This is a genomic window from Streptomyces sp. NPDC059957 (assembly GCF_042730015.1).
Taxonomy (GTDB): Bacteria; Actinomycetota; Actinomycetes; order Streptomycetales; family Streptomycetaceae; genus Streptomyces.
Genome location: NZ_JBHWMB010000002.1, coordinates 114,910 through 139,896, shown reverse-complemented (window position 1 = coordinate 139,896; position 24,987 = coordinate 114,910). Strand labels below are relative to the sequence as shown.

The following is a 24,987-nucleotide window of genomic DNA, read 5'->3' as shown; positions in this document are numbered from 1 at the left end:
TCGTCGCTGTGCGTAGCCCCATGGTCCACCACCTGCCACCGGAGGGGTGGGCAGACCTCCGATTTTCGGCCGGGCACTGGATTTTCGTACAACTCACTGCCCCATCGGCGGCTTTTGGTGCGTTCCGGGGTGCCGTACCGCCTTGACGTTGCGGGGAGTCGCCGCTTAGCTTGTTCCGTATAGCAGAACAAAACTTCCGGATTACGGAAAAGCCTGACCCGCCAGACCCGCAGGAGAACTCGATGCCTCGTATGACAGCCGCCGCCGCTGCAGTGGAGATCCTCAAGCTCGAGGGTGTCGAACAAGCGTTCGGCGTCCCCGGTGCTGCGATCAACCCGTTCTACCGCGAGCTCAAGAACGTGGGCGGAATCGCGCACACCCTGGCCCGCCACGTCGAGGGTGCCTCGCACATGGCCGAGGGTTACACCCGCGCCAAGGCCGGCAACATCGGCGTCTGCATCGGTACCTCGGGCCCGGCCGGCACCGACATGATCACCGGCCTGTACTCCGCGATCGCGGACTCCATCCCGATCCTGTGCATCACCGGTCAGGCTCCGGTCTCGAAGCTCCACAAGGAGGACTTCCAGGCCGTCGACATCGCCTCGATCGCCAAGCCGGTCACCAAGAAGGCGACGACCGTCCTGGAGGCCGCCCAGGTTCCGGGCGTGTTCCAGGAGGCCTTCCACCTGATGCGCTCCGGCCGTCCGGGCCCGGTCCTGATCGACCTCCCGATCGACGTCCAGCTGACCGAGATCGAGTTCGACCCCGAGACCTACTCGCCGCTGCCGGTCTACAAGCCGAGCGCCACCCGCGCCCAGGCCCGCAAGGCCCTGCAGTTCCTGCTCGACTCCGAGCGCCCGCTGATCGTCGCCGGTGGCGGCATCATCAACGCCGACGCCTCCGACCTGCTGGTCGAGTTCGCCGAGCTGACGAACGTCCCGGTCATCTCCACCCTCATGGGCTGGGGCGTCATCCCGGACGACCACGAGCTGGCCGCCGGCATGGTCGGTGTCCAGACCTCGCACCGCTACGGCAACGCGACGTTCCTCGAGTCGGACTTCGTCTTCGGCATCGGCAACCGCTGGGCCAACCGTCACACCGGTTACAACCTGGACGCCTACACCAAGGGCCGCAAGTTCGTCCACGTCGACATCGAGCCGACCCAGATCGGCAAGATCTTCGCCCCGGACTTCGGCATCGCCTCGGACGCCAAGGCGGCCCTGGAGCTCTTCGTCGAGATCGCCAAGGAGCTCAAGGCCGAGGGCAAGCTGCCCGACTTCAGCGCCTGGGCCGCTTCCGCCCAGGAGCGCAAGGCGACGCTGCTGCGCCGCACGCACTTCGACAACATCCCCATGAAGCCGCAGCGCGTCTACGAGGAGATGAACAAGGCGTTCGGCCCCGAGACCCGCTACGTCACCACCATCGGCCTGTCCCAGATCGCCGGTGCGCAGATGCTGCACGTCTACAAGCCGCGCAACTGGATCAACTGTGGCCAGGCCGGCCCCCTCGGCTGGACCATCCCGGCCGCGATCGGTGCCGCCACCGCGGACCCGGAGACCCCGATCGTCGCCCTGTCCGGCGACTACGACTTCCAGTTCATGATCGAGGAGCTGGCGGTCGCCGCCCAGCACAAGGTCCCCTACGTTCACGTCCTCGTGAACAACGCCTACCTGGGCCTGATCCGCCAGGCGCAGGGCGGTCTGGGCATCAACTTCGAGGTCAACCTCGAGTTCGAGAACATCAACACCCCCGAGCTGGGTGTCTACGGTGTCGACCACGTCAAGGTCGCCGAGGGCCTGGGCGTCAAGGCGATCCGCGTCACCGACCCGGACAAGCTGGGCGAGGCCTTCGAGACGGCCAAGAAGTGGGCCCAGGAGCACCAGGTCCCGGTCGTCGTCGAGGCCATCCTCGAGCGCATCACCAACATCTCGATGAGCAAGACGGTCGACATGAGCGACGTCACCGAGTTCGAAGAGGTCGCGACCGAGCTGGGTCACGCCCCGACCGCACTCCGCAACACCCTGCCCGCCTAGTCCCAGCAGGCTGGTCCAGCACCACCGAACGGCCCCCGTCCCTCCGCCAGGAGGAACGGGGGCCGTTCCGCGTTCCCTACGGGCCCCAGGCCCCGGAGCCGTTCCACCGGGCGGTACGCGGCGTCAGGCCGGCGGGCGGTACTTGCCGGCCGCCAACTCGCCCAGCGCCATGTCGCCATGATTCATGGTCACGGTCGTAAAGTAACCAGTTAGTCAATTAGGCTGCCGGCGGTACGGCGAAACGAAACGCACGAAGCGAACGAAGCGAACGAAGCGCGCACGAAGCGAACGACGCAGCCGAAGGGAATCCGCATGGGGAGATTCGTCTGGACCCTGCTCGCCGGCTTCGCCATCGGCACGCCCGCGGTACCCGTCGGCCTCTCGCTCTCCCTGCCCGGCCCGGTCGCCCTGTTCGCAGTGCTGTCGGGCTCTGCCTGCTGCGTGGTCGTGGCGGTGTTCGCCATGGAACGGGCGCGGCTGCGCTGGCAGTCCTGGCGAACCGGCCGGAAGTCGCCCGCGGAACGCGCTGGTTCGGCGACGGGTCCGTCCGCAGACGGAGCACCGTCCGACGGCGTGGTTGCCATCGGATCGCCGCCGGCCGACCGGCTCTCCGGCGCCACGGGGCGGCGGGCGCGGAGGGTCTTCGAGCGGTACGGCGTGGTGGGCTTCGGCATCGTGGGGCCCGCCCTCTTCGGCACCTGGGGCTCCTCCCTGCTCGGAGCCGCGCTGGGCATCCCCCGGTGGCGGCTGATCCGCTGGCTGATGGCCGGAGTCACCCTGTGGTGCACGGTTCTGCTGGTCGCGTCGGAGGCGGTCCTCGACGCCTTCGGGATCGGATGACCGGCCTGGGCGCGGGGCATCTCCAGGCGAAGATCTAACTGGTTGGTCTCCTGGTTACGATGACTCGCATGTCCCGCGCCGACGCAACCAAGGCCCGCATCCTCCAGGCCGCCACCGACGAGTTCGCCGCGCACGGCATCGCCGGAGCCCGGGTGGACCGGATCGCCAAGGCGGCGGCTGCCAACAAGAACCTCATCTACGTGTACTTCTGCAGCAAGGATCAGCTCTTCGACGCCGTCTTCGACGCCCACGTCACCCACGGCCTGAACGCGGTTCCCTTCACCCCCGACGACCTCCCCGGGTACGCGGGGAGGCTCTTCGACTACTGCCGGCAGCACCCCGAGGTCATCCGGCTCGCCACCTGGCACCGACTGGAGCGCGGCGACAGCCACGACCGGGACCCCGCGGTCGCGGCACCGGCACACGACGCGAAGCTGGAGGCGCTCGACTCGGTGCAGAAGGAGGACGGCATCGGCGCCGATTTCTCCCCCACCGCGCTGCTCACCCTCGTCCTGAGCCTCGCCCTCGCATGGAACCCGAGCAATGCCATCGGGATGCCCGCCTCCACGACCGAGGCCGAGAGCGCCGAGGACCGCCGCCGCTCGATCGTCCAGGCCGTGCGCCGACTCCTGTGACGCGAGCCGGGTTCGTTCCTGCGGCGTCTCTGAGTACGGGTACTCATGCATGTGCGTACGAGCCGGGCAAGGGTGGCAGGAGCCATTGGCCGGGCACCTCGTACCAGGTGTCGCATCCGTAGCGAATCCGGCCCGGCAGCCACGTGCGTCGACGTGCGTGTCGACCTACGTCATGACCGCCTCGGAAGGGGAACATCTTGCGCACCCCAGGACCACGCCCGTCCCGCCGCACCGCGCTCGCTCTCGGTGCCGGCGCGGCACTCTCCGCCGCCCTGCCCCTCGGCGGAACTGCACACGCCTTACCCGCCGGGGACGGCATCACCTCGAGGCTGAGGGAGCTCGAGCAGCAGCACTCCGCCCGCCTCGGGGTCTTCGCCCGCAACATGCGCACCGGCAGGACGGTGGCGTACCGGGCCGACGAACGCTTCCCGATGTGCTCCCTGTTCAAGACGATCGCCGCCGCGGCCGTGTTGCGGGACCTCGACCACGACGGCGAGTTCCTGGCCAAGCGCATTCAGTACACCGCGGAGTACGTGAAGAAGTCGGGCTACTCACCGGAAGCCGGAAAGGCCGAGAACCTCGAGTCCGGCATGACCGTCGCCCAACTGTGCGACGCGGCCATCTGCCACAGCGACAACACCGCAGGAAACCTGCTGCTCGGCGAGCTGGGGGGACCGGCCGCCATCACCCGGTTCTGCCGCTCGATCGGGGACGGCAGGACCCGGCTCGATCGCTGGGAGCCCGAACTCAACTCGGCGGAACCGTGGCGGGTCACCGACACCACCACCCCCCGCGCCATCGGCCGGACCTACGCACGCCTCACGCTCGGCGACGCACTCGTACCCCAGGACCGGGAACGGCTCGTCGGCTGGCTGCTCGCCAACACGACCAGCGGTGACAGGTTCCGCGCCGGCCTCCCCGCGGACTGGGTTCTCGCCGACAAGACCGGCGGCGGGAAGTACGGGGGCAACAACAACGCGGGCATCACCTGGCCCCCGGACAACGCACCCATCGTGATGGCCGTCCTGACGGCCAAAGCCGAGGAAGACGCCCCGTCCGACAACCCGCTGGTGGCCAAGACCGCCGCGTTGCTGGCGGCGGAACTCGTCTAGACGACTGCTGAGGGCGCCGCCCCCGGGCATGACAAAGAGCCGAGTCACGGGACCGTCCGTGGCTCGGCTCTTTGAGTGTGTGTTGCTTGTTACCGCCCGACGGTACGAGGCTGGCGCGACAGGACGTTCGCACCGCCGGGCGGAGTTGTGGTGGCGTCGGGCGGAACCCGACGGCCGGAGGCCGGCGCAGCCGGCCCGATGCCCGCGGAGCGGTGTGAGGACGGCGTCCAGAAGAGGCCGTTCGCACCGCCGGGCGGAGAGGTGGGGGAGGTTCTCTTCTACGTACAGGGGACTCTGTGCGTGGCCCCTGTATATAGAGGAGAGGATTTGGCTGGGACCGTGGCGAACGGCGACGAGAACTTCGGCTTCGTCTCCCTCAGGTCAAGAGACGGGCCTCGGAACCCATTACCACCGCACTGGCTCGCACGCTCGCCACGGTCCTCGTCCTGCCCTCACCGCGTACCACCCCTCATCCGGGTCCGCAGTGTGGGCTCAGCACCCGGATCCTGACCTCCCGTCAGGATCCCGGCGCAGCTTGTGGGCTCAGGCGTCGCGCAGGGCGCGGACGGCCTCCTCGACGCGCTTGCCGTAGTCGGCGTCCGCGGCGTGGAAGTGAGCCAGGTTCTTCTCGATGACGTCCTCGAGGGTGACCTGAGACAGGCCGCCGGCGATGGTCGCCACCAGACGCTGCTTCTCGGCCTCCGACATCAGGCGGTAGAGCTCACCGGCCTGGAAGAAGTCGTCGTCCTTGGTGTGGGCCGGAGCCTCGTGGGTGCCCGTGTAGCCGGAGACGGCCTTCGGGGCGCCCAGCGCCAGACCGGTCTCGGCCGGACCCTGGTGCGAGTTGGGCTCGTAGTTCTTGTCGTGGCGCGAGCCGTTGCGCAGCGCCATGACACCGTCGCGGCCGTAGTTGTCGGCCTTCGTCGCCTTCGGAGCGTTGACCGGGATCAGGGTGTGGTTCACACCGAGGCGGTAGCGCTGGGCGTCGGCGTACGCGAAGAGGCGGCCCTGGAGCATCTTGTCCGGCGAGGCGGTGATGCCCGGGACGAAGTTGTTCGGGGAGAACGCGGCCTGCTCGACCTCGGCGAAGACGTTGTCCGGGTTGCGGTCGAGGACCAGACGGCCCACGCGCTGCAGCGGGTAGTCGCTGTGCGGCCACACCTTGGTGAGGTCGAACGGGTTGAAGCGGTAGTCCGCGGCCTCGGAGGCCGGCATGACCTGGACGTACAGGGTCCAGCTCGGGTTCACACCGCGCTCGATCGCCTGGAGCAGGTCGGTCTGGTGCGAGTTGGCGTCGGAGCCGACGAGCTCGGCGGCCTGCTCGCCCGACAGGCAGCGGATGCCCTGGTTCGTCTTGAAGTGGTACTTGACGAAGAAGGCCTCGCCCTGGGCGTTGGTCCACTGGTACGTGTGGGAGCCGTAGCCGTTCATGTGACGGTACGACGCCGGGATACCGCGGTCACCCATCAGCCAGGTGATCTGGTGCGTCGCCTCGGGGGCGTGCGCCCAGAAGTCCCAGACGTTGTCCGCTTCCTGCTTGCCCGTGAAGGGGTCGCGCTTCTGGGAGTGGATGAAGTCGGGGAACTTGATCGGGTCCTTGATGAAGAACACCGGGGTGTTGTTGCCGACGAGGTCGTAGTTGCCCTCTTCGGTGTAGAACTTCAGCGCGAAGCCGCGCGGGTCGCGGACCGCGTCCGCGCCACCCAGCGAGTCGGCCACGGTGGAGAACCGCAGGAAGGTCTCGGTCTTCTTGCCGACCGTGTTCAGGAACGCGGCGCTGGTGTACTCGGTGACGTCGTCGGTCACCTCGAAGTAGCCGTACGCGGCCGAGCCGCGGGCGTGCACCACGCGCTCCGGGATGCGCTCGCGGTTGAAGCGGGCGAGCTTCTCGAGGAGCTGCTGGTCCTGGATCAGCAGGGGGCCACCGACGCCGGCGGTAGCGGAGTTCTGGTTGTCGGCGACCGGGGCGCCAGACTCGGTCGTCAGCGTGCGCTTCGACATGGTGACCTTCCGTACGGGGAACTGCTGACGGAATCCGTCTTCCGTCATGCGGAACAGCCTAATTTCGGCATGAACTCGACGTCAACAGTTTGTTGAAAGAAAGAGTGGAGGAGAGGTAATCCGGACGGTGCCGGCACTTGGGCGCGACAGGACAGGTGTCAGCACCGGCACCATCCGGAAACTCAGGGCCCCGCGAGCGGGGCGGGTGGCGGCCCTACGATCGGGCCGCCGATCGGAGCGGAGCTCAGATCTGGGCGCCGGAGAGGCGCTCGACCGCGCGGAGCAGCGCGGAGTGGTCCAGGCCACCGTCACCCTGGGCGCGCAGCGAGGCGACCAGCTGGGCGACGACAGCGCCGACCGGGAGGGCCGCGCCGACGTTGCGGGCGGCGTCGGTGACGATGCCCATGTCCTTGTGGTGCAGGTCGATCCGGAAACCGGGCTTGAAGTCGCGGTTCAGGAAGTTGGCCTTCTTGCGGGTCAGGACCGTGGAGCCGGCCAGACCGCCGTTGAGCACGTCCAGAGCGGCTTCGAGGTTCACGCCCGACTTCTCGAGGAAGACGACGGCCTCGGCGCACGCCTGGATGTTCACCGCGACGATGAGCTGGTTGGCAGCCTTCACCGTCTGGCCGGAGCCGTGCGGGCCGCACAGGACGATGACCTTGCCGAGGGCCTCGAGGATCGGGAGGGCCTGGTCGAAGTCGGCCTGCTCGCCACCCACCATGATCGACAGGACGGCCTCGATGGCACCGGCCTCGCCACCGGACACCGGGGCGTCGATGACGCGGATGCCCTTGGCGGCGGCGTTCTTCGCCAGGTCGATCGAGGTCTGCGGGGTGATCGACGACATGTCGATGATCAGCGCGCCGGACTTGGCGTTCTCGAGGATGCCGTTCTCACCGTAGGAGATGGCCTCGACCTGCGGGGAGGCGGGCACCATCGTGATGATCACGTCGGCGTCCTTGACCGCGTCGGCGATCGAACCGGCGGCGCCGCCACCGGCCGCGGCCAGGCGGTCCAGCTTGTCCTGCTCCAGCGTGAAGCCGGTGACCGAGTAGCCGGCCTTCAGGAGGTTCTCGGCCATGGGGGAGCCCATGATGCCGAGACCGATCCACGCGATCTTGGGGAGGTTGCTCATGATGAGGGTCCTTCTCTTAATGCTTCGTACGAAAAGTTCGTCAGGTGCCTGGCTGTTCGCCCGGACTTTTCCGCCTACTTCGCGGCGCGGGCCTCGGCCGGCAGCCATGCGAAGGAGGCGGCGGCGTCGGCGGCCTTGTACTCAAGACCGACAAAGCCCTGGTAGCCGGCCTTCTGGAGCTGGTCGAGCAGCTCTTCGAGGGGCAGCTCACCGGTGCCGGGGGCACCTCGTCCCGGCTTGTCCGCGATCTGGACGTGTCCGGTCTTGGCGGCGTACTTTTCGATGACCTCGGAGAGGTCCTCATCGTTCATCGCCAGGTGGTAAAGGTCGAGCAGGAACTTGGCGTTCCCGAGGCCGGTGGCCTCGTTCACCTTGTCCACTACCTTGATGCCGGCCGGGGCGCTCACCAGGGGGTAGAGCGGCGACTCGGGCTTGTTCAGGGTCTCGATCAGGAGGATCGCGCCGACGCGGTCCGCGGCCTGAGCCGCCACGACCAGGTTCTTCAGCGCGAGCTCGTCCTGAACGGCCGGGTCCACGCCTTCGACGCGGTTGCCGTACAGGGCGTTCAGCGCCTTGCAGCCGACCGAGGCTGCGAAGTCCGCAGCCACGTTGATGTTGGCGTTGAAGCGCTCCGACTCCTCACCGGGAACCGAGACCGCACCGCGGTCCGGACCCGGCAGCTGGCCGGCGTAGAAGTTCAGGCCCACCAGCTGGGTGCCGGCGTCCTCAAGAGCGGTCTTGAGGGCGTCGAGCTCCTCCTGAGCGGGGGTGGGGGTCTCGATCCAGGGCCACCACAGCTCGACCGCCGTGAAGCCCGCTGCGGCGGCAGCCGCGGGACGCTCCAGGAGCGGGAGTTCCGTGAAGAGGATCGAAAGATTTACATCGAAGCGCTGGTCCGTGTATCCCATGAGGGGTGTGCGCTCCTTCCGTATTGCGGAAGTTAGTTTCTGCCTGATGGAAGACTGCAAGCAGGGCGGCCCGGTTGTCAAGTACCGCCTCCCGAAAAGTCCGGCCCGCCCCTCGCCCGACCGCCACCCCTCAAGGGGGCGCTATCGCGCCACTCCTTCCAGTCCCGGTAGCTTGAGCGGCGTGCGATTGAGAGTGGAGTTCACGACCGAGCCCTTCGATCTAGAAGAGGCCCCTGCCCATGCCGTAGCCGCTCGCGAGGTCATCCAGACGGCCCAGCTGGACGCGGTGGATGTCGGCCCGTTCGGCAACACGGCCGAGGGGGAGTCCGAAGCGGTGCTGACCGCGGTCGCCGCGCTGCTGCGCAACTCCCTGGAAGCCGGAGCCACGCGCGTCTCGCTCCAGGTCAATGTGATCGGGACCGGGGAGGACACGCCATGACCGAGCCCAGGGATCACCCGTTCGTCGCCGCGGTCAAGCCGCTGGTGGACGCGATGGGCGGCGAGCTGATGGATCCGTCCCTGGCCCAGCCCGACGACGTCGTGCTCGCCTGGGAGGGCCGGGACCTGCTCGCCGTACGGCTGCCGCAGCTCTCGGACTCGCTGGACCACATCCTGGCGGCGCTGGAGCGCCGGCACGGCGTACCGTTGTCCCAGCTCGACCGGAAGTCCAAGCAGGACGTCGTGCGGATACTGGAGGCGCGCGGCGCCTTCTCGGTCCGGCACGGTGTGGAAACGGTCGCCGGCGCCCTGGGCGTGAGCCGCTTCACGGTCTACAACTACCTGAACAGGGACTCGAGCACTCCGAAGGGCTCCGGTGAGACCCCCAAAGGGTCCACCGGGACCAACCAGGAGTGAATCCTGAGTAACTCACCGTGACGAGCCGCCGCCCAATTCACCCGGGCGGCGGCTTTTGTGTACGGGAAGTTTCAACAAAGTGTTGACGCCGTGTTGTCGAGGGCGTTAGCTATGCGCAGCCCGTCAAAGCAACAACAGGCCACGGAGGCCTACCGTGACTTCGAGTCCGACCCCGGGTCTCACCCGGTTCAACGCCTTGGACGACAGTGCGGCCACGGCCGAGCTGCACGAGGTGTGTGCCAGCTCGGCATGGGGCAGCAAGCTGCTCGCCCAGCGCCCCTTCACCAGCGTCGACACCCTGTTCTCCGCGAACGAGGCCGCCATGGCCGAGCTCACCGCGGAGGATCTGGGCGAGGCGATGGGTGGACACGCGCCGATCGGCCGGCCGAAGCCGGGAGACCCGACCTCCGCCCGCGAGCAGCGCGGCATGGCCGGTGCCTCTGAGGAGCTCAAGACCGAGCTCCTCGAACTGAACCTGGCCTACCAGGACAAGTTCGGCCACGTCTTCCTCATCTGCGCCACCGGTGCGACCGGTGAGTTCATGCGGGACGCGGTCAAGGTCCGGATCGAGAACTCGCCGGAACAGGAGCGGGAAATCGCTCGTGGCGAGCTCGTCAAGATCAACCGGATTCGCCTGACCCGCCTCGTGGAATCCGTAGAAGGAGAGTAAGACCGAGCATGAGCACTGAGACCACCGCGTCGGTGTCCACGCACATCCTGGACACCAGCATCGGGAAGCCCGCCGAAGGCGTCGCGATCTCCCTGTCGGCCCGTACGGGTCTCGACGGCGAGTGGGCGGCCCTGGGCGGATCCGCCACCGATGCCGACGGGCGCTGCAAGGACCTGCCGGCGCTGCCGGAGGGCACCACCCACGTGCGCCTCGACTTCGAGACCGAGACGTACTTCTCCAAGAAGCAAGCCGCCGAGGCACAGCAGGACGCCCCCCGCGTAAGGGACAGCGGTGCGTTCTTCCCCGAGGTCACCATCACCTTCGCGGTGAACCCGGGCGAGCACTATCACGTACCGCTGCTGCTCAACCCGTTCGGCTACTCCGTTTACCGAGGGAGCTAGCACATGGCCACCATTCTGGGCCAGAACCAGTACGGCAAAGCAGAGAACCGCGTAGTCAAGATCACGCGGGACGGCGACACCCACCACATCAAGGACCTGAACGTCTCGGTCGCCCTCTCGGGCGACATGGACGACGTCCACTACTCCGGCTCGAACGCCAACGTCCTTCCGACGGACACCACCAAGAACACGGTGTACGCGTTCGCCAAGGAGTACGGCATCGAGTCCGCCGAGCAGTTCGGCATCCACCTGGCGCGCTGGTTCGTCAACAGCCAGGAGCCGATCCAGAAGGCCCGCATCCGGATCGAGGAGTACTCCTGGTCCCGGATCGCGACCTCGGACGCGAACTCCAAGTTCATCGGCTCCGACGAGGTGAACCACTCCTTCGTCCGCGAGGGCATGGAGACCCGGGTCACCCAGATCACGTACGACGGCAAGAACTGGGAGGTCATCTCCGGCCTCAAGGACCTGGTCGTCATGAACTCCACGAACTCCGAGTTCTGGGGTTACGTGAAGGACAAGTACACGACCCTGAAGGAGGCCTACGACCGCATCCTGGCGACCCAGGTTTCGGCTCGCTGGCGCTTCGCCTGGTCGGATGACGAGCAGCGCATGCCCAACTGGGAGAAGTCCTACGCCGAGACCCGGAAGCACATGCTCCAGGCCTTCGCGGAGACCTACTCCCTGTCGCTGCAGCAGACCCTGTACCAGATGGGTTCGCGCATCATCAACCACCGTTCGGAGATCGACGAGGTTCGCTTCTCGCTCCCGAACAAGCACCACTTCCTCGTCGACCTCGAGCCCTTCGGTCTCAAGAACGACAACGAGGTCTACTTCGCCGCGGACCGCCCGTACGGTCTGATCGAGGCGACGGTCCTCCGCGACGGCGTAGACGCCCGTATCCCCGTGGACATGACCAACCTCTGATGTGGCACGCCCGTCCCGGGGCTCCGCAGTGGCCCCGGGACGGCGCGACACCTGTCAGCACTCTCGACACGTTTGAACTTCCTGAATCGGCACCCGGACGCACCACACGGGGCGGCAGTACTGTCAGCTGTCAAGGCCCCCGGCTCCGGCACTCAAATCCCCTGGGTTTTGCCGTGCCCGCACCGCCACTGAAAGCACGAGGAAGTCCCATGGCAGCATCGGCAGCCAATGACAGCGCCGTAGAGCGCATCGTCATCGAAAACTGTGCGATTGCGACCGTCGACGCCAACGACACCGAGTACGCCTCGGGTCACGTGGTGCTCGCCGGTAACAAGATCGAGTTCGTCGGTGCGGGCAAGGCCCCCGAGAACCTCGAGAACGTCGTCCGCCGCATCGACGGCACCGGGCACCTCGTGACCCCCGGTCTGGTCAACACGCACCACCACTTCTACCAGTGGATCACGCGTGGTCTGGCCACCGACCACAACCTCTTCAACTGGCTGGTCGCGCTGTACCCGACGTGGGCGCGCATCGACGAGCAGATGACGTACACGGCCGCGCAGGGCTCCCTCGCCGCGATGGCCAAGGGTGGCGTCACCACCGCGATGGACCACCACTACGTCTTCCCCAAGGGTTCGGGCGACCTCTCCGGGTCGATCATCCGCGCCGCGTCCGAGATGGGCGTCCGCTTCACCCTCGCCCGCGGCTCGATGGACCGCAGCGAGAAGGACGGCGGCCTGCCGCCGGACCACGCGGTCGAGACCCTCGAAGGTGCCCTCGCGGACACCGAGGCGACCGTGAAGAAGTACCACGACTCCTCCTTCGACGCGATGACCCAGGTCGCCGTCGCCCCCTGCTCTCCCTTCTCGGTCTCCACCGAGCTGCTGAAGCAGGGCGCCGAGATGGCCCGCCGCCTGGGTGTGCGCATGCACACGCACGGCTCGGAGACCGTCGAGGAAGAGCAGTTCTGCAAGGAACTGTTCGGCATGGGCCCGACCGACTACTTCGAGTCGACCGGCTGGCTCGGCGAGGACGTGTGGATGGCGCACAGCGTCCACATGAACGACTCCGACATCGCCGCGTTCGCCCGTACCAAGACCGGTGTCGCGCACTGCCCGTCCTCCAACGCCCGTCTGGCCGCCGGCATCGCCCGCGTCCCGGACATGCTCGCCGCCGGTGTCCCGGTCGGCCTCGGCGTGGACGGCACCGCCTCGAACGAGTCCGGTGAGCTGCACACCGAGCTGCGCAACGCGCTGCTGATCAACCGTCTGAACCCGGTCCACCGCGAGCGTGCCCTGAACGCCCGCCAGGCCCTGCGCCTCGGTACGTTCGGTGGCGCCCAGGTCCTCGGCCGCGCCTCGAACATCGGTTCGCTGGAGGTCGGCAAGTGCGCTGACCTGGTGCTCTGGAACCTCAACACCCTCCTGCACTCCTCGATCGCCGACCCGGTCACCGCGCTGGTCTTCGGTGCGGCGGCCCCGGTCACCGCGTCGTTCGTCAACGGCAAGCAGATCGTCGAGAACAACCGTCTCCTCTTCGCCGACGAGGACGCCATCGCCGTGTCCACCCGGGAAGAGGCCCAGCGCCTCGCGCGGATCTCCGCGCAGGCCTGATCCCACGGAGTCCGGCCGGGGGGGACGGCCCCCGGCCGGCGGCCGCGGACCCGAGCGGGGTCCGCGGCAGCTGTTCCCGGGTAGCGTCCGAGGATTTTCCTCGGGCGCCCCGGGGGCGGTGACCCGTGCAGGCTGCTCCGCAGCTCGTGCCACCAGCCCCGCAGCTCGTGTCATGCGCTCGGCAGCCCGTTTGCACCGCGCCACTGCTACGGCACCGCCAGCTCATTTTCCGGTTTTTGCGTGGAACGACTCGGGCGAACCGTTTCCGCACCCCTTGGGACAAGCATGCGCAGCACCCCACAACTCCATAACGGCTCGACTCGTACAGCTTTCGCATCACCTCCCAGACACATCACGTCCCTGCCGGCGTGTTAAACAGTTCGGAGGAAGCCGTGGCCCAGGCGCCCAGGTTTCGCAAAGACGCAGACGCAGTCGCAGTACCGCAGGTCGCAGACGACTCAGCAGATGGCTCAGCAGCCGACTCAGGGGTGAAGCACCCGGTCGACGAGACCCTGCCACCACTGAAAATGTTCACCAGCGGTCTCCAGCACGTGGCCGCCATGTACGCGGGTGTAGTTGCCCCGCCCATGATCGTCGGCCCTGCCGTGGGCCTCTCCGCCACCGAGACCGCCTTCCTGATGGGCGCCTCGCTCTTCACCGCAGGACTCGCCACCCTCCTCCAGACCCTCGGGTTCTGGAAGATCGGCGCCAAGCTCCCCTTCGTCAACGGCGTCTCCTTCGCCGGTGTGACCCCGATGATCGCCATCGGAAAGGGTGAGGGCGACAACGCCATCCCGATCATCTTCGGCGCGATCATCGTCGCCGGAGTCCTCGGCTTCTTCGCCGCCCCGTACTTCGGGAAACTGGTCCGGTTCTTCCCACCGGTCGTCACCGGTACGGTCATCACCCTGATCGGCGTCTCGCTGCTCCCCGTGGCCTTCAACTGGTCGCAGGGCGGGAACAGCACCGCCACCGACTACGGCTCGATGAAGAACATCGCCATGGCCGCGGCCACCCTCGCGATCGTCCTGCTGATGCGCAAGTTCCTGCGCGGCTTCCTCCAGCAGATCTCCATCCTCCTCGGCCTGGTCGTCGGCACGCTCATAGCGCTGCCCCTGGGCATGACGAACTTCGACGCCGTCCGGAACGCCGATCTCATCGGCTTCCCCACGCCGTTCCACTTCGGGGCGCCGCAGTTCCAGGTCGCCGCGATCATCTCCATGTGCATCGTGATGCTGGTGTGCATGACCGAGTCCACCGCCGACATCCTCGCCCTGGGCAAGATCGTCGGCCGTCCGGCGGACGCGAAGACCATCGAGGGCGGCCTGCGCGCCGACACCCTGGGCAGCGCGCTCAGCCCGCTGTTCAACGGGTTCATGTGCAGTGCCTTCGCGCAGAACATCGGGCTGGTCGCCATGACCAAGGTCCGCAGCCGGTTCGTGGTCGCGGCCGGCGGCGGCATCCTGATCCTGCTGGGCCTGTGCCCCATCGCCGCCTCCGTCATCGGAGTCGTACCGCTGCCGGTCCTCGGCGGCGCGGGCATCGTCCTCTTCGGCTCGGTCGCCGCCAGCGGCATCCAGACCCTGGCCGGCGCGGCCATGGAGAAGGGCGAGAACGCCCTGATCGTCGCCGCCTCGCTCGGCATCGGCCTGATCCCGATCGCGGCCCCCGGCTTCTACCACGCCTTCCCCGAGGACCTGCTGGTCGTCCTCGACTCCGGCATCAGCACCGGCTGCGTCGTGGCCATCCTGCTGAACCTCGCCTTCAACCACCTCGGTGCCAGGAAGGGATCGGCCTCGGCCGCCCCGGATCCGGTACTGGTGCACTGACCGGGCTGGTCCCGGCCGGTGTGCGCCGACCGGGCTGGTCCCGGTCCGTGCGCGGGATGCGGCGGTGCGTACGTCACCCACTGCGGGGTTGGCGTCCGTACCGCCGTACGCGTTTGCGCGCGGCTGCAATTGCCCTGCGGGCAAACGGGAGTTGCCCTGTCAGACGCAGTGCGTCAAGGCCGGGTCCGACCAGATGTCCGGGGAGACCGTACGGACGCGGTGGCCGTGGCGGTCCAGTTCCTGGGCTTCCGTCTTGCGGACCTGAAGGGCCACCGCCGAGTCCCTGATGCGCAGGCCCGGCAGGCGCCGGGTGAGCTCCGTCGTGTAGCGGGAGAGGTCCTCCACCGTGCGCAGCCGGGCGCTGATCATGAAGTTCCAGGGCCCGCTGACGGACATGCAGATGCGGGTCTCGCGCAGCCCCGCGGCGACCGCCGCGCAGTCGGCGAGCTCGAACTCGGACGCCTCCGTCCACAGCGTCGCCGACACCGGCCAGCCCGACAGCCCGGAGGCCAGCGCGCAGCTGTAGCGCAGGCTCAGCCCGGCCTCCAGCCGCGCCAGCCGGCGCCGTACGGTCGACTCGCTCATCCCGGAGTCCCGGGCCAGCGAGGCCACGCTGCGCCGCGCGTCCGAGGCCAGGGCCAGGACCAGCGGCCGGTCCTCCTCCTGGAGCGGGGCCACCGCCGGCCGGTCCGGGCCGGTGGAAGCCGCCGGCCGCCGGGTCCGCCTGGTCAGCAGGCCGATCTGGGCCGGGGTCAGCTGGTCCAGCCGCCAGCGGTCGGGGGCGTAGTGCACCGCCGTCACCATCGAGGTGCGGGTGCCGATCACGCCGGGGATCCGCTGCACCCGGGAGGACAGGTAGGAGTACAGCGTGGGCAGGTCGGGGACGGCCACGAAGACGAGCAGGTCCCGGCCCCCGGTGGTGTGCTCGACGCACAGGGCGTGCGCATCCGCCACGAGGACGTCGCCCACCGAGGAGGAGGTGCCGGCGGTGCACGTGACCTCCACCCACGCCATGCAGGGCTTCGTGACGCCGGTGCGCAGCCCGAGTCCGCTCAGCCACGCCTCGCCGGACCCGGTGAGCCGCTCCCAGCGTCGCGCCAGGGTGTCCGGGTGCGCGCCGAGGACCGGACCCAGCAGCTCCCAGCTCGCGCGGGGTGCGAGCTGGAGTGCGTGGACCAGTGCCCGGTCCGTGTCGTCGATGGCGGAAATGGCCGAGTTCATACCCTCCCCTTGGTGGTTCTCCCGGTCGTCGACGGGACAACGGGATTATGAGCCGATCATCTCTCTTTGTGCGTTCAACTGTTGACCACACGACGGTGCGCACGTTTCGGACACAGCTGGAGGACGTGTGGGGGAGGCCGGCTCGGGCGTGCGGCAGGCGGTGCCCGCCGAACTGTCGAGCTTCATCGGGCGGGAGCGGGAACTGACCGCCCTCGCCTCCCTGCTCGCGACGCAGCGCCTGGTCACGCTCACCGGACCGGCCGGCATCGGCAAGACCCGGCTCGCCGTGCGCACCGTCCGCGCCCTGGGCGACAGGGACGGCCTGGACGCCGTCTGGGTGGAGCTCGGGACCCTGCCCGAGCAGTGCTGGGACCGTCTCGGAGCAGAGCTCGCGGAGCGCCTCGCGGGGCGTGAGGCACTGCTCGTCCTCGACGGCTGCGAACAGCTCGGGGAGGCCGGAGCGGGGCTCGCCGCCGAGCTGCTGCGGCGCCTGCCGGGGCTGCGCATTCTGGCCACGTCGCAGCGGCGACTGCGGCTCGCCGGGGAAGCGGTGCTCGCCGTACCGCCGCTGTCGGTGCCGACCGAGCCCTCCGCGCAGCCTCTGCCCGCGGCGCCGTCGGCCTTGCCGGGGCAGGCCGGACCCGACCCGACCCGGCGGTTCCCGGTGGCCGATGTCGCCGGCTACGCGGCCGTACGGCTCTTCGAGGAGCGGGCGCGCGGCGCCGACCCCTTCTTCGAGCTGAACGACCGCAACGCGGGCGCCGTGGCCGCGCTGTGCCGGGCGCTCGACGGGATCCCCGGGGCGCTGGAGCTCGCGGCGGGGCGCTCGCACCAGTACGCGCCCGCGCAGGCGCTCCGCAGACTCGGCTCCGACCCGCTGGGCTTCCTCGCCGGCGGCGCCGGCCGCAGCACCCGGGTCGACGCCGAACGCTCGCTGCGCCTCGCCTCGCCCCCCGAACGGCTGCTCTGGGAGCGGCTCTCCGTCTTCGTGGGCTCCTTCGACAGGGCGGCCGTCGCCGAGGTGTGCGGCTTCGGGGCGCTCACCCCGGACACTGCCGTGGAGGCACTGCTCCGGCTGGCTCCCGGCCTGCTCGCGGACGCCGGGCCGGGCCGCTACCGACTGCCGCTGTCCGTACGGGCGTACGCGGCCCGGCGGCTCGCGCACGGACCCGCCGGCGACGGCGCGACGACGGCCCGGCGCCACCGCGAGCGCTGCCGGGTGGTGGCTGAGCGGGCCGCGCAACTGTGGCGCGCCGGCGCGCAGCGGGAAGCGCGCGCCCTCGCCCTGCGGGAACTCCCCGAGCTGCGCGCGGCGATGAACCCGCTCGCCGCCGGAGGGCCGGGCGCCGCCCTGGAGATCGCGGTGTCCCTGTGGTTCCTGTGGACCGCGTGCGGGATGGCGGCGGAGGGGCGCAAGCACGTGGAGCGCGCCCTGGCCGTGCACCCCGCGCCCCGGCCCGCGCGGGCGCTGTGGCTCGCGGCGTGGCTGGTCGCCGCCTTCGGGGACGCCGACGGCGCCGACCCCCTGCTGGTGGAGGCGTGGACCGAGGCCGTGCACGAGGGGGAGGACGCCTGTCTGGCGTACCTCGCGCACCTGCGCGGCACCATCGCACTGTGGGAGGACCGGTACGAGGAGGCCGCGGCGGAGTACCGGGAGGGTCTGGAACTCCTCCCGGCGGATCCCGGGTTCGGCCCCGGCCGGGAGGCCCTGCGGGCCGCGCAGACCCTGGCGGCCGCCCGTACGGACCCGGCCTCGGTCTCCGTCGAGGGCGGCCCGCCGGGCGGCCCGGCGGACGGGCCGGCAGACCTGTGGGCCCGCTCCTGGGTGAGCTGCGCCCACGCCCTGGTCCAGCGTCACGAGGGCCGGCCGGCGGCAGCCCGCAGCGAACTGCTCGGTGCGCTGCGGACCCAGTTCGCGCTGGACGACACGCTCGGGCAGGCCTTCTCGGTGGAACTCCTCGCCGAGCTGGAGGCGGACGAGGGCCGCTACGCCGAAGCCGCCCGCCTCCTCGGCGCCGTCTCCCGCACCCGCCCGCGCGCGGGCGGGGCCCCCCGCGTCCAGCACACGGTCCGCACCCGCCTCACCCCGCAGGCCTTCCGCGCGGCCTACACCTCCGGCGCCCGGACACCACTGCGCGAACTGCTGCCGGAACTGGCGCACTGAGCAGCCGGGTTGAGCGGGCGGGCCGAGCCGGAAGCCCCGCCCCCGCTCAGCAGGTCGAGTGGAAGAGCCCGCCGACACGCTCGGTCGCGGCCAGCCGGTTGTAGAGCGCGACGGCGGCGGTCGTCTCCTCGACGTGCACCTCCACCCCGGAGTCCCGGAGCAGTCGCAGCGTCTGCGGCATGGCGGCGAGCCGCAGTTCCATCCCGCGGCTGAGGACGGCCACCGTGCACCCCCGGTCCAGGAGTCCGGTCACGTCGGCGGGCTGGATGCCCGGCTCGTGCCGGGTGCCGTGCACGCCCCAGTCCCAGGCGCGACCGCCACCCGGGTACAGCACGAAGTCCTTCCCGGCCGGGAGCCCCTCCACCTCCATGCGGCCCCAGGCGAGGTGCGTGACCAGAGGGGAGCGGACGGGAGGCACCCACGCCATCAGGTTGCTCATCAGCTCGGCCTGCTCGACCGCGTCGTCCAGCGCGTGATGGGTGTGCGGCCGGCGGGAAAGCAGTTCCTTCGGCATCCGCCCTTTGACGGCGGCGCGCAGCGGCACCCGCGCCTTGGCCGCGTAGAGGGTCTTCATGTCCAGGCAGCCCGAGTGCCCGAAGGGGCTGTCGCCGCCGAAGCTCATCAAGTACCAGTAGAGGAAGGTCCAGTCGAAGGAGGCCGGATAGGCGCACATCACCGGCTGGGCCCCCGCTGAGACCTCCCGCACCCATGCGCGGAACTCCGCCATGGCGACGGCCGGTTCGGCCCCTTCGCGGAGCAGCCGGTCCCGGTCCAGTCCGCTGACGGCGAGCGCCTCCGGTACGTACGCCTCGCTGATCGGGCGCAACTCCCGGTAGAAGGTGTCCTGTTCCGGATCGGCGGCCGTATACGAGGCCCCGTCCTGCCGCCCCGCCACGGCGGCCCCGAAGCTGATCATCGAATACGGACCGGGGATGGGCCCGTCGGCCTCGACGTCGACGGAGATGTAGAGACCGGGACGCGCACTACGGACTGTCATGGGCGCGAGCATGCCACTCCGGGGCCGCGACGATCACCCGATTTCCCGGTCGACGACCGCAGGGCCCAGGAGGAACATGGGAGCAGGGGCGCGCGCGACGGATCGAGGGAGTGGTCATGTTTGCGGAGAGCGAGGCCTACAGCGGCTTCTCGGTCGACGACCTCGGGAAGGCGAAGGAGTTCTACGGCGGCACGCTCGGGCTCCGGGTCACCGAGGAAGAGGCCATGACGATCCTGCGGCTGCACCTCGCGGGCGGCACGCAGGTACTGGTCTATCCGAAGGAGAACCACGAGCCCGCGACCTTCACGATCCTCAATTTCACCGTCGACGACATCGACAAGGCGGTCGACGAACTCGTCGCCCGAGGCGTCCGCCTCGAGCGCTACGAAGGATTCGACGCCGACGACAGGGGCATCGTCCGCCCCACCGAACCCGGAATGCCGTCCATCGCCTGGTTCAAGGACCCGGCGGGCAACATCCTGTCCGTCCTCAACGAGTCCGCGTAGTACCGCAATCCGCCGCGGCGAGGCCGGAAGGGCCGGGCCGCGGCGGATCACTACTACGGTGCTACGGAGCTCTGAAGCCCTGGAGCTACGGGGCTGTCGAGCGGCGGAACTAGGGCGCCGGGGTCAGGTACATCCCGCTCTGGTCGGCCCCGGCGGTGTTCTTGCAGCCGAAGCCGCTGCCCGCCGGCTGGGCCACGGCCAGGGCCAGGCAGCGCCCGGCCGCGAGCTGGCCGAAGTAGTTCGGGTGCATGGACTCCTGGACCAGTCCCTGCGTCTCGCTGCTGTCGATCCAGCGAGCCCACTCGCTGGTCTTCGCCGAGGCCGGCGCCGCGGTGGTCACCTGCTTGCTCGCCTTCGCGCACACCTCGCGCCCCTGCATCATGTCCTTCAGGTCCAGGAACTGCGCGCCCTTGGCCGCGGCGACCGCCTTGAGCCGCCCGGCGATCTGCGGCACGAGGGAGTCGCGCGCCCAGTCGGAGTCCCTGTTCCAGAAGGGGCACCCGCCGGTGTTGAGCCGGCTCCAGTCGCTCTGGGTGTACCGGTTCTCCGCGCCGCGCGGGATCGGCGACGGGTAGGACTGCAGCACGATCCGGTACGAGGAGTCCGCGTACCCGGCGCCGCGCATCACGGCCCGCACCTCGTCGACGGACTTGCCGACGTTGGCCATGACCCCGTCGATCTTCTGGTCCACGTCCCACTGCTGATCGTCGTAGCAGTAGGAGTTCCAGAGCACGAAGTCGTACGCGCACTCCTTGATGATGTCGGCGAAGCCGAGGTCGTTGCCGCCGATGGACAGCGCGATGACCTTGACGTCGTTGGTCGCGGCCACGGCGGCGAGCTGATCGGCCTGCGGGGCCTCGCCCTTGAAGGCGACGCCTCCGTTGGAGGCGCGGAACACGTTCTGCGAGACCGCCCCGGAGCAGGCCAGGTTGATCGCGACATCGGCGATGGGGCCGGCGCTCTTGACCTCGGCTGAGTCCGAGCGGTGGCAGCCGCCGGCGGTGGCCCCGTAGACCTTGCCGGGGTCGTAGCTGCTGCCGCTCAGCCAGGCCCGGTCGGTCCCGGTCCGGTTCCCGCTGTTGGTGAGGCTGTTGCCCTTCCAGCGTCCGGCCTCGCCGGAGATGTAGCTGTCGCCGAGGGACACCACGGCGGTGGGTCCGTTCCCCGGCCCGGCCACGGCCGTCCCGGCCCCTCCGGCGACCAGGGCCCCGGCGCCGAGCGCCGCCGCCGTCCCGATCCCGGCCAGTCGTCGCACCCGACGGGCCCGGTTCATGCTGTCGTTGCGGAATCCGATCACTGCGGAACTCCTGCGGTCGGCCATGCGGGAGCCAGGAACAACTCCGTCGCATGGCTGGGTAAGTGGGGGTTACCTCCGGCCGGTGGCAATCGGAAAGGTCCCACCCCGCGCGTTGTTACCGCTAGGTACAAGCAAGTTACGAACAAGTAACAACCGACCGGTCGTTCGACTCGGTATGGATCCGTCGACAGGTCCTGGTTCGAAGGTCGCACCCTAGGTGGGCCCAACGGCCGAGGCTCGCCCCACCCATCGGCGTGATCATGGAAGCGGTTCGATCGAGTCGAGGGGAGGAGAGACCATGCGGGTGGAGCAGGTGGACTGGGTCGAGATTCCGGCCGGGTCGCTGCGTCGGGGTACGCCGATCGATGAGGTTCCAGAGGTGGCGCTGCGCTATGCCGATACCGGTGTGCCGGTGGAGTGGTACGAAAAGGAGGCCCCGCGGGCGGAGATCCTCGTTCCGGCATTTCGGATCGCCCGCACCCAGGTCACGGTCGGCCAGTGGACGTTCTTCGCGGCGGCCACCGGCAGACCGATTCCGCAGTCGCCGGCGGACCACCCGGTCGTCGGGGTCACCTGGGACGCGGCGACGGCTTACTGCAGGTGGCTCGGGGAACAGCTCGACGGCGAAGAGGTGAGGTTGCCCACGGAGGACGAGTGGGAGCGCGCCGCTCGTGGTGATGACGGCCGGGAGTTCCCCTGGGGCGCGCAGTACCGCACCGGCCTGGCCAATCTGGTGGACCTCGGGATCGGCACCACGATGCCGGTCGGCTCGTTCCCGGAGGGCGCCGGCCCGTTCGGTGTGCTGGACATGGCGGGGAACGCAGACGAGTGGACCTCCACCCTTTACGCCCCTTACCCGGGCGCTCCCACCAAGGTGCCGAGCGTCGAAGACTGGGCGTTCGATCCGCACGTCACCCGGGGCGGCGCGTTCCGCCACGACCGGGACCTGGCCCGGTGCGCCCGTCGACACGGCGTCTACGAGAGGGACTTGGCGGCGATCGGCGTGGGGCTTCGGCTGGCGGCACCGGCGGCGTAGCGCACGCGACAGCGCCCCCGGAGCCGGAAGGCTTCGGGGGCGCTGTCGTGGATGTTTCGGCTGCTGTGCGTTTCAGCCGAAGACGGGGTGTCAGCCGATGAGCTGGTCGTACGCGGGGAGGGTCAGGAAGTCCGCGTAGTCCGCGTCCAGGGAGACCTGGAGGAGGAGGTCGTGGGCCTGCTGCCACTTGCCGGAGGTGAAGGCCTCCTCGCCGACCTCGGCGCGGATCGCGGCGAGTTCGGCGGCCGCGACCTCGCGGGCCAGGTCGGCGGTGGCGAGCTTGCCGTTCTCGAAGACCACGCCGGCGTTGATCCACTGCCAGATCTGCGAGCGCGAGATCTCGGCGGTGGCGGCGTCCTCCATCAGACCGAAGATGCCGACGGCGCCGAGGCCGCGCAGCCACGCCTCGATGTAGCGGATGCCGACCTGGACGGCGTTGCGCAGGCCGTCGTACGTGGGCTTCGCGTCGAGGGAGTCGATCGCGATGAGCTCGCCCGCGGCGACGGAGACGTCCTCGCGGAGGCGGTCCTTCTGGTTGGGCTTCTCGCCCAGGACGGCGTCGAAGGAGGCCATCGCGATCGGGACCAGGTCGGGGTGGGCGACCCAGGAGCCGTCGAAGCCGTCGCCGGCCTCGCGGTCCTTGTCGGCCTTGACCTTCTCGAAGGCGACCTTGTTGACCTCGGCGTCCTTGCGGGACGGGATGAAGGCCGCCATGCCGCCGATGGCGTGCGCGCCGCGCTTGTGGCAGGTCTTGACGAGGAGTTCGGTGTACGCCCGCATGAAGGGCGCCGTCATCGTCACCGCGTTGCGGTCCGGCAGGACGAACTTCTCGCCGCCGTCACGGAAGTTCTTGACGATGGAGAAGAGGTAGTCCCAGCGGCCGGCGTTCAGGCCCGCCGCGTGGTCGCGCAGCTCGAAGAGGATCTCGTCCATCTCGTAGGCGGCCGTGATCGTCTCGATCAGGACGGTCGCGCGGACGGTGCCCTGCGGGATGCCGACGTAGTCCTGGGAGAAGACGAAGATCTCGTTCCAGAGGCGCGCCTCCAGGTGGGACTCGGTCTTCGGCAGGTAGAAGTACGGGCCCTTGCCGAGCTCGATCAGGCGCTTGGCGTTGTGGAAGAAGTACAGGCCGAAGTCCACGAGCGAGCCGGAGGCCGGGCCGCCCTCGAACTGCAGGTGGCGCTCCTCCAGGTGCCAGCCGCGGGGGCGCATCACGACGGTGGCGAGCTCCTCGGCGGGCTTGAGGGCGTACGCCTTGCCCGTGCGGGCGTCGGTGAAGTCGATGCGGCGCTCGTAGGCGTCGATCAGGTTGAGCTGGCCGAGGACCACGTTCTCCCAGGTGGGAGCCGAGGCGTCCTCGAAGTCGGCGAGCCAGACCTTGGCGCCCGAGTTCAGGGCGTTGATGGTCATCTTGCGGTCGGTGGGACCGGTGATCTCCACACGGCGGTCGTTCAGCGCGGCCGGGGCCGGCGCCACCTTCCAGTCGCCCTCGCGGACCTGTGCGGTGTCCGGGAGGAAGTCGAGCGTGGAAGTACGGGCGATCTCGGCGCGGCGCACGGAGCGGCGGGCGAGGAGCTCGGCACGACGGGGGGCGAACCGCCGGTGGAGCTCGGCCACAAAGGCGAGAGCCGCTTCGGTGAGGACCTCGTCCTGCCGGGGCAGGGGCTCGGCGTCGACGATGGCCAGCGATGACGGCGCTGGTGCGGACATATCTGTCACTCCTTCAGCGGCGGTGCCTGGCGGCCGCGGGGAATGCTCGCGCTGGACGGCACGCAGTGCCGTCGGGTGTGGAGAGTTCCGGGATACGGTCGCGGGCGCCGTCTGGGGGTTCAGGGCGCTTCTGACCAGTGGATAGTAATTTCCTCATGGTGGAAGTTCAATGGTTTGTTGATGTCGAGATTCTCTGAGTCGACAGATTCCGCTTCCTGGCCGCTTCCCGGTGGCCCTCAGTGCCACCGTGGTCACAGCCCGCTCAGGAGAGTCGTGCCAGGTCGGGAGGGGTGTCGATGTCGAAGGCCTCCGCGATGTCACCGCACTCGACCAGCGTGAGTTCCGCCACGTGCGCCGCGAGGTGCACCCGCGCGCCCTTGTCGCCCGTGGCCGTCGCCACGATGTCCGGCCAGCGGTCCGCCCCGAAGAGCACCGGGTGCCCGCGCTCGCCGTCGTACGCCGCCGCCACCAGGCTCGCCGGGGAACGGTAGGCGGCCCGGACCCGGGCCACCGCCTCCGGGCCGATGCCCGGCTGGTCCACCAGGGAAACCAGGGCCGCGCCCGCGCCCGTACCGGCCAGCGAGGCGAGGCCGACCCGCAGGGAGGAACCCATGCCCTCGGCCCAGTCCGGGTTGTCGGTCACCACGCAGCCGCTCAGGTCTGCGCGCTCGCGCACCTCGGCCGCGGAGGCGCCGAGCACCACGTGCAGCGGGCCGCAGCCCGCCTCGCGCAGGACCCGTACGGCGTTCTCCACCAGCGGCCGGCCCCGGTAGGTCAGCAGGGCCTTCGGGCGGCCGCCCAGGCGCCGGCCGCCGCCGGCCGCCAGGAGCAGGCCGGCGATCACCGGGGGAGCGGAGCGGTCGGCTGCCGCTGGTGTGCTGTGGTGGCTTGTGTGGCGTGACATGTCACCGATTCTCGCTCGCGCCGCAGGAGGCGTCGTACGGCGGCCAGTGCCGCCCCCGCGCGCAGGGGCCGGGCGATCCGGTTCTCGGCGGCGGCGAGCAGGGCCCGTTCGTCACGGTCGGTCAGCCTCGTCAACATTGCGGCATCTCCTTGCCAATCAGCGGCCAATGCAGCGAGTCTGGACCTTGATTGGC

The 24,987-nt window shown here is 69.4% G+C and carries 23 protein-coding genes; 14 read left to right on the top strand and 9 right to left on the bottom strand.

The window, feature by feature from the left end; translation table 11 throughout:
* Positions 1–251 precede the first annotated feature (251 nt).
* The 4 genes from gcl to bla all read left to right on the top strand — a co-directional run bounded on the left by gcl (position 252) and on the right by bla (position 4,620).
* Positions 252–2,033, top strand: a complete 1,782-nt coding sequence (gene gcl / locus ACFWBW_RS02140) for a glyoxylate carboligase (protein ID WP_266912577.1) — start codon at positions 252–254, stop codon at positions 2,031–2,033.
* A gap of 312 nt (positions 2,034–2,345) precedes the next feature.
* Positions 2,346–2,873, top strand: coding sequence for a hypothetical protein (locus ACFWBW_RS02135; protein ID WP_385367576.1), 528 nt, complete (start codon positions 2,346–2,348; stop codon positions 2,871–2,873).
* A gap of 68 nt (positions 2,874–2,941) precedes the next feature.
* Positions 2,942–3,508, top strand: coding sequence for a TetR/AcrR family transcriptional regulator (locus ACFWBW_RS02130; RefSeq protein ID WP_385367575.1), 567 nt, complete (start codon positions 2,942–2,944; stop codon positions 3,506–3,508).
* Between the two features lie 197 nt (positions 3,509–3,705).
* Positions 3,706–4,620 carry a class A beta-lactamase gene (gene bla / locus ACFWBW_RS02125; protein ID WP_385367574.1) on the top strand — a complete coding sequence of 305 codons (915 nt, stop codon included), beginning with the start codon at positions 3,706–3,708 and terminating at the stop codon, positions 4,618–4,620.
* Between the two features lie 543 nt (positions 4,621–5,163).
* Here the strand turns inward: bla and ACFWBW_RS02120 are convergent.
* From ACFWBW_RS02120 to ACFWBW_RS02110, 3 genes are all read right to left on the bottom strand, one after another.
* On the bottom strand, positions 5,164–6,621 hold the full coding sequence (locus ACFWBW_RS02120; RefSeq protein WP_385367686.1) for a catalase: 1,458 nt from the start codon (positions 6,619–6,621) through the stop codon (positions 5,164–5,166).
* A gap of 244 nt (positions 6,622–6,865) precedes the next feature.
* Positions 6,866–7,756 carry a 2-hydroxy-3-oxopropionate reductase gene (locus tag ACFWBW_RS02115; RefSeq protein WP_385367573.1) on the bottom strand — a complete coding sequence of 297 codons (891 nt, stop codon included), beginning with the start codon at positions 7,754–7,756 and terminating at the stop codon, positions 6,866–6,868.
* Positions 7,757–7,830: 74 nt separating this feature from the next.
* A complete protein-coding gene (locus tag ACFWBW_RS02110) occupies positions 7,831–8,664 on the bottom strand; it encodes a TIM barrel protein (protein ID WP_385367572.1) in 834 nt (277 codons plus the stop codon).
* A 181-nt stretch (positions 8,665–8,845) separates the two neighbouring features.
* Between ACFWBW_RS02110 and ACFWBW_RS02105 the strand changes: the two genes are divergently transcribed.
* From ACFWBW_RS02105 to ACFWBW_RS02075, 7 genes are all read left to right on the top strand, one after another.
* Entirely contained in the window at positions 8,846–9,103 is a 258-nt protein-coding gene (locus ACFWBW_RS02105) for a hypothetical protein (protein WP_385367571.1), read from the top strand.
* Entirely contained in the window at positions 9,100–9,519 is a 420-nt protein-coding gene (locus tag ACFWBW_RS02100) for a helix-turn-helix domain-containing protein (protein WP_385367570.1), read from the top strand. The genes ACFWBW_RS02105 and ACFWBW_RS02100 overlap by 4 nt, the downstream gene beginning before the upstream one ends.
* 154 nt (positions 9,520–9,673) lie before the next feature.
* Positions 9,674–10,189 carry a 2-oxo-4-hydroxy-4-carboxy-5-ureidoimidazoline decarboxylase gene (gene uraD / locus ACFWBW_RS02095; RefSeq protein WP_327255910.1) on the top strand — a complete coding sequence of 172 codons (516 nt, stop codon included), beginning with the start codon at positions 9,674–9,676 and terminating at the stop codon, positions 10,187–10,189.
* An 8-nt stretch (positions 10,190–10,197) separates the two neighbouring features.
* Positions 10,198–10,590 carry a hydroxyisourate hydrolase gene (gene uraH / locus ACFWBW_RS02090; RefSeq protein ID WP_250740538.1) on the top strand — a complete coding sequence of 131 codons (393 nt, stop codon included), beginning with the start codon at positions 10,198–10,200 and terminating at the stop codon, positions 10,588–10,590.
* A 3-nt stretch (positions 10,591–10,593) separates the two neighbouring features.
* Positions 10,594–11,517: a factor-independent urate hydroxylase gene (pucL, locus tag ACFWBW_RS02085; protein ID WP_327255912.1), complete on the top strand. Its 924-nt coding sequence runs from the start codon at positions 10,594–10,596 to the stop codon at positions 11,515–11,517.
* 209 nt (positions 11,518–11,726) lie between these two features.
* A complete protein-coding gene (locus tag ACFWBW_RS02080) occupies positions 11,727–13,130 on the top strand; it encodes an 8-oxoguanine deaminase (protein ID WP_266885243.1) in 1,404 nt (467 codons plus the stop codon).
* A 392-nt stretch (positions 13,131–13,522) separates the two neighbouring features.
* The gene (locus tag ACFWBW_RS02075) at positions 13,523–14,959 is read left to right on the top strand and encodes a nucleobase:cation symporter-2 family protein (protein ID WP_385367685.1); all 1,437 of its coding nucleotides are present in this window, start codon (positions 13,523–13,525) and stop codon (positions 14,957–14,959) included.
* 159 nt (positions 14,960–15,118) lie between these two features.
* Here ACFWBW_RS02075 and ACFWBW_RS02070 read toward each other — a convergent pair whose 3' ends face one another.
* Positions 15,119–16,180: an Lrp/AsnC family transcriptional regulator gene (locus ACFWBW_RS02070; protein WP_385367569.1), complete on the bottom strand. Its 1,062-nt coding sequence runs from the start codon at positions 16,178–16,180 to the stop codon at positions 15,119–15,121.
* 127 nt (positions 16,181–16,307) lie between these two features.
* On the opposite strand from ACFWBW_RS02070, the gene ACFWBW_RS02065 reads away from it, so the two are divergent.
* Positions 16,308–18,344: an ATP-binding protein gene (locus ACFWBW_RS02065; RefSeq protein ID WP_385367568.1), complete on the top strand. Its 2,037-nt coding sequence runs from the start codon at positions 16,308–16,310 to the stop codon at positions 18,342–18,344.
* A 46-nt stretch (positions 18,345–18,390) separates the two neighbouring features.
* Here the strand turns inward: ACFWBW_RS02065 and ACFWBW_RS02060 are convergent, their stop codons facing one another.
* Positions 18,391–19,341, bottom strand: coding sequence for an MTH938/NDUFAF3 family protein (locus ACFWBW_RS02060; protein WP_385367567.1), 951 nt, complete (start codon positions 19,339–19,341; stop codon positions 18,391–18,393).
* A 116-nt stretch (positions 19,342–19,457) separates the two neighbouring features.
* Here ACFWBW_RS02060 and ACFWBW_RS02055 point away from each other — a divergent pair, with 116 nt between their 5' ends.
* Positions 19,458–19,847 carry a VOC family protein gene (locus ACFWBW_RS02055; protein ID WP_385367566.1) on the top strand — a complete coding sequence of 130 codons (390 nt, stop codon included), beginning with the start codon at positions 19,458–19,460 and terminating at the stop codon, positions 19,845–19,847.
* Positions 19,848–19,956: 109 nt separating this feature from the next.
* On the opposite strand, the gene ACFWBW_RS02050 is transcribed toward ACFWBW_RS02055, so the two are convergent.
* Positions 19,957–21,144, bottom strand: a complete 1,188-nt coding sequence (locus ACFWBW_RS02050; protein ID WP_385367565.1) for a hypothetical protein — start codon at positions 21,142–21,144, stop codon at positions 19,957–19,959.
* A gap of 298 nt (positions 21,145–21,442) precedes the next feature.
* Here ACFWBW_RS02050 and ACFWBW_RS02045 point away from each other — a divergent pair, with 298 nt between their 5' ends.
* On the top strand, positions 21,443–22,180 hold the full coding sequence (locus ACFWBW_RS02045; RefSeq protein WP_385367564.1) for a formylglycine-generating enzyme family protein: 738 nt from the start codon (positions 21,443–21,445) through the stop codon (positions 22,178–22,180).
* Between the two features lie 90 nt (positions 22,181–22,270).
* On the opposite strand, the gene aceB is transcribed toward ACFWBW_RS02045, so the two are convergent.
* The 3 genes from aceB to ACFWBW_RS02030 form a co-directional block, all read right to left on the bottom strand.
* Positions 22,271–23,890: a malate synthase A gene (gene aceB, locus ACFWBW_RS02040; RefSeq protein WP_385367563.1), complete on the bottom strand. Its 1,620-nt coding sequence runs from the start codon at positions 23,888–23,890 to the stop codon at positions 22,271–22,273.
* A gap of 262 nt (positions 23,891–24,152) precedes the next feature.
* Positions 24,153–24,794, bottom strand: coding sequence for an NTP transferase domain-containing protein (locus ACFWBW_RS02035; RefSeq protein WP_385367562.1), 642 nt, complete (start codon positions 24,792–24,794; stop codon positions 24,153–24,155).
* A complete protein-coding gene (locus ACFWBW_RS02030) occupies positions 24,731–24,931 on the bottom strand; it encodes a hypothetical protein (RefSeq protein ID WP_385367561.1) in 201 nt (66 codons plus the stop codon). Before ACFWBW_RS02030 ends, ACFWBW_RS02035 begins: the two co-directional genes overlap by 64 nt.
* Positions 24,932–24,987 lie beyond the last annotated feature (56 nt).

Coding starts and splice junctions, on each gene's coding strand:
- gcl (WP_266912577.1), top strand. CDS start 252: ATGACAGCCGCCGCCGCTGCAGTGGAGATCCTCAAGCTCGAGGGTGTC.
- ACFWBW_RS02030 (WP_385367561.1), bottom strand. CDS start 24,931: ATGTTGACGAGGCTGACCGACCGTGACGAACGGGCCCTGCTCGCCGCC.
- aceB (WP_385367563.1), bottom strand. CDS start 23,890: ATGTCCGCACCAGCGCCGTCATCGCTGGCCATCGTCGACGCCGAGCCC.
- ACFWBW_RS02055 (WP_385367566.1), top strand. CDS start 19,458: ATGTTTGCGGAGAGCGAGGCCTACAGCGGCTTCTCGGTCGACGACCTC.
- ACFWBW_RS02100 (WP_385367570.1), top strand. CDS start 9,100: ATGACCGAGCCCAGGGATCACCCGTTCGTCGCCGCGGTCAAGCCGCTG.
- ACFWBW_RS02035 (WP_385367562.1), bottom strand. CDS start 24,794: ATGTCACGCCACACAAGCCACCACAGCACACCAGCGGCAGCCGACCGC.
- ACFWBW_RS02045 (WP_385367564.1), top strand. CDS start 21,443: ATGCGGGTGGAGCAGGTGGACTGGGTCGAGATTCCGGCCGGGTCGCTG.
- ACFWBW_RS02080 (WP_266885243.1), top strand. CDS start 11,727: ATGGCAGCATCGGCAGCCAATGACAGCGCCGTAGAGCGCATCGTCATC.
- ACFWBW_RS02070 (WP_385367569.1), bottom strand. CDS start 16,180: ATGAACTCGGCCATTTCCGCCATCGACGACACGGACCGGGCACTGGTC.
- ACFWBW_RS02115 (WP_385367573.1), bottom strand. CDS start 7,756: ATGAGCAACCTCCCCAAGATCGCGTGGATCGGTCTCGGCATCATGGGC.
- ACFWBW_RS02130 (WP_385367575.1), top strand. CDS start 2,942: ATGTCCCGCGCCGACGCAACCAAGGCCCGCATCCTCCAGGCCGCCACC.
- ACFWBW_RS02135 (WP_385367576.1), top strand. CDS start 2,346: ATGGGGAGATTCGTCTGGACCCTGCTCGCCGGCTTCGCCATCGGCACG.
- pucL (WP_327255912.1), top strand. CDS start 10,594: ATGGCCACCATTCTGGGCCAGAACCAGTACGGCAAAGCAGAGAACCGC.
- ACFWBW_RS02120 (WP_385367686.1), bottom strand. CDS start 6,621: ATGTCGAAGCGCACGCTGACGACCGAGTCTGGCGCCCCGGTCGCCGAC.
- ACFWBW_RS02060 (WP_385367567.1), bottom strand. CDS start 19,341: ATGACAGTCCGTAGTGCGCGTCCCGGTCTCTACATCTCCGTCGACGTC.
- uraH (WP_250740538.1), top strand. CDS start 10,198: ATGAGCACTGAGACCACCGCGTCGGTGTCCACGCACATCCTGGACACC.
- ACFWBW_RS02110 (WP_385367572.1), bottom strand. CDS start 8,664: ATGGGATACACGGACCAGCGCTTCGATGTAAATCTTTCGATCCTCTTC.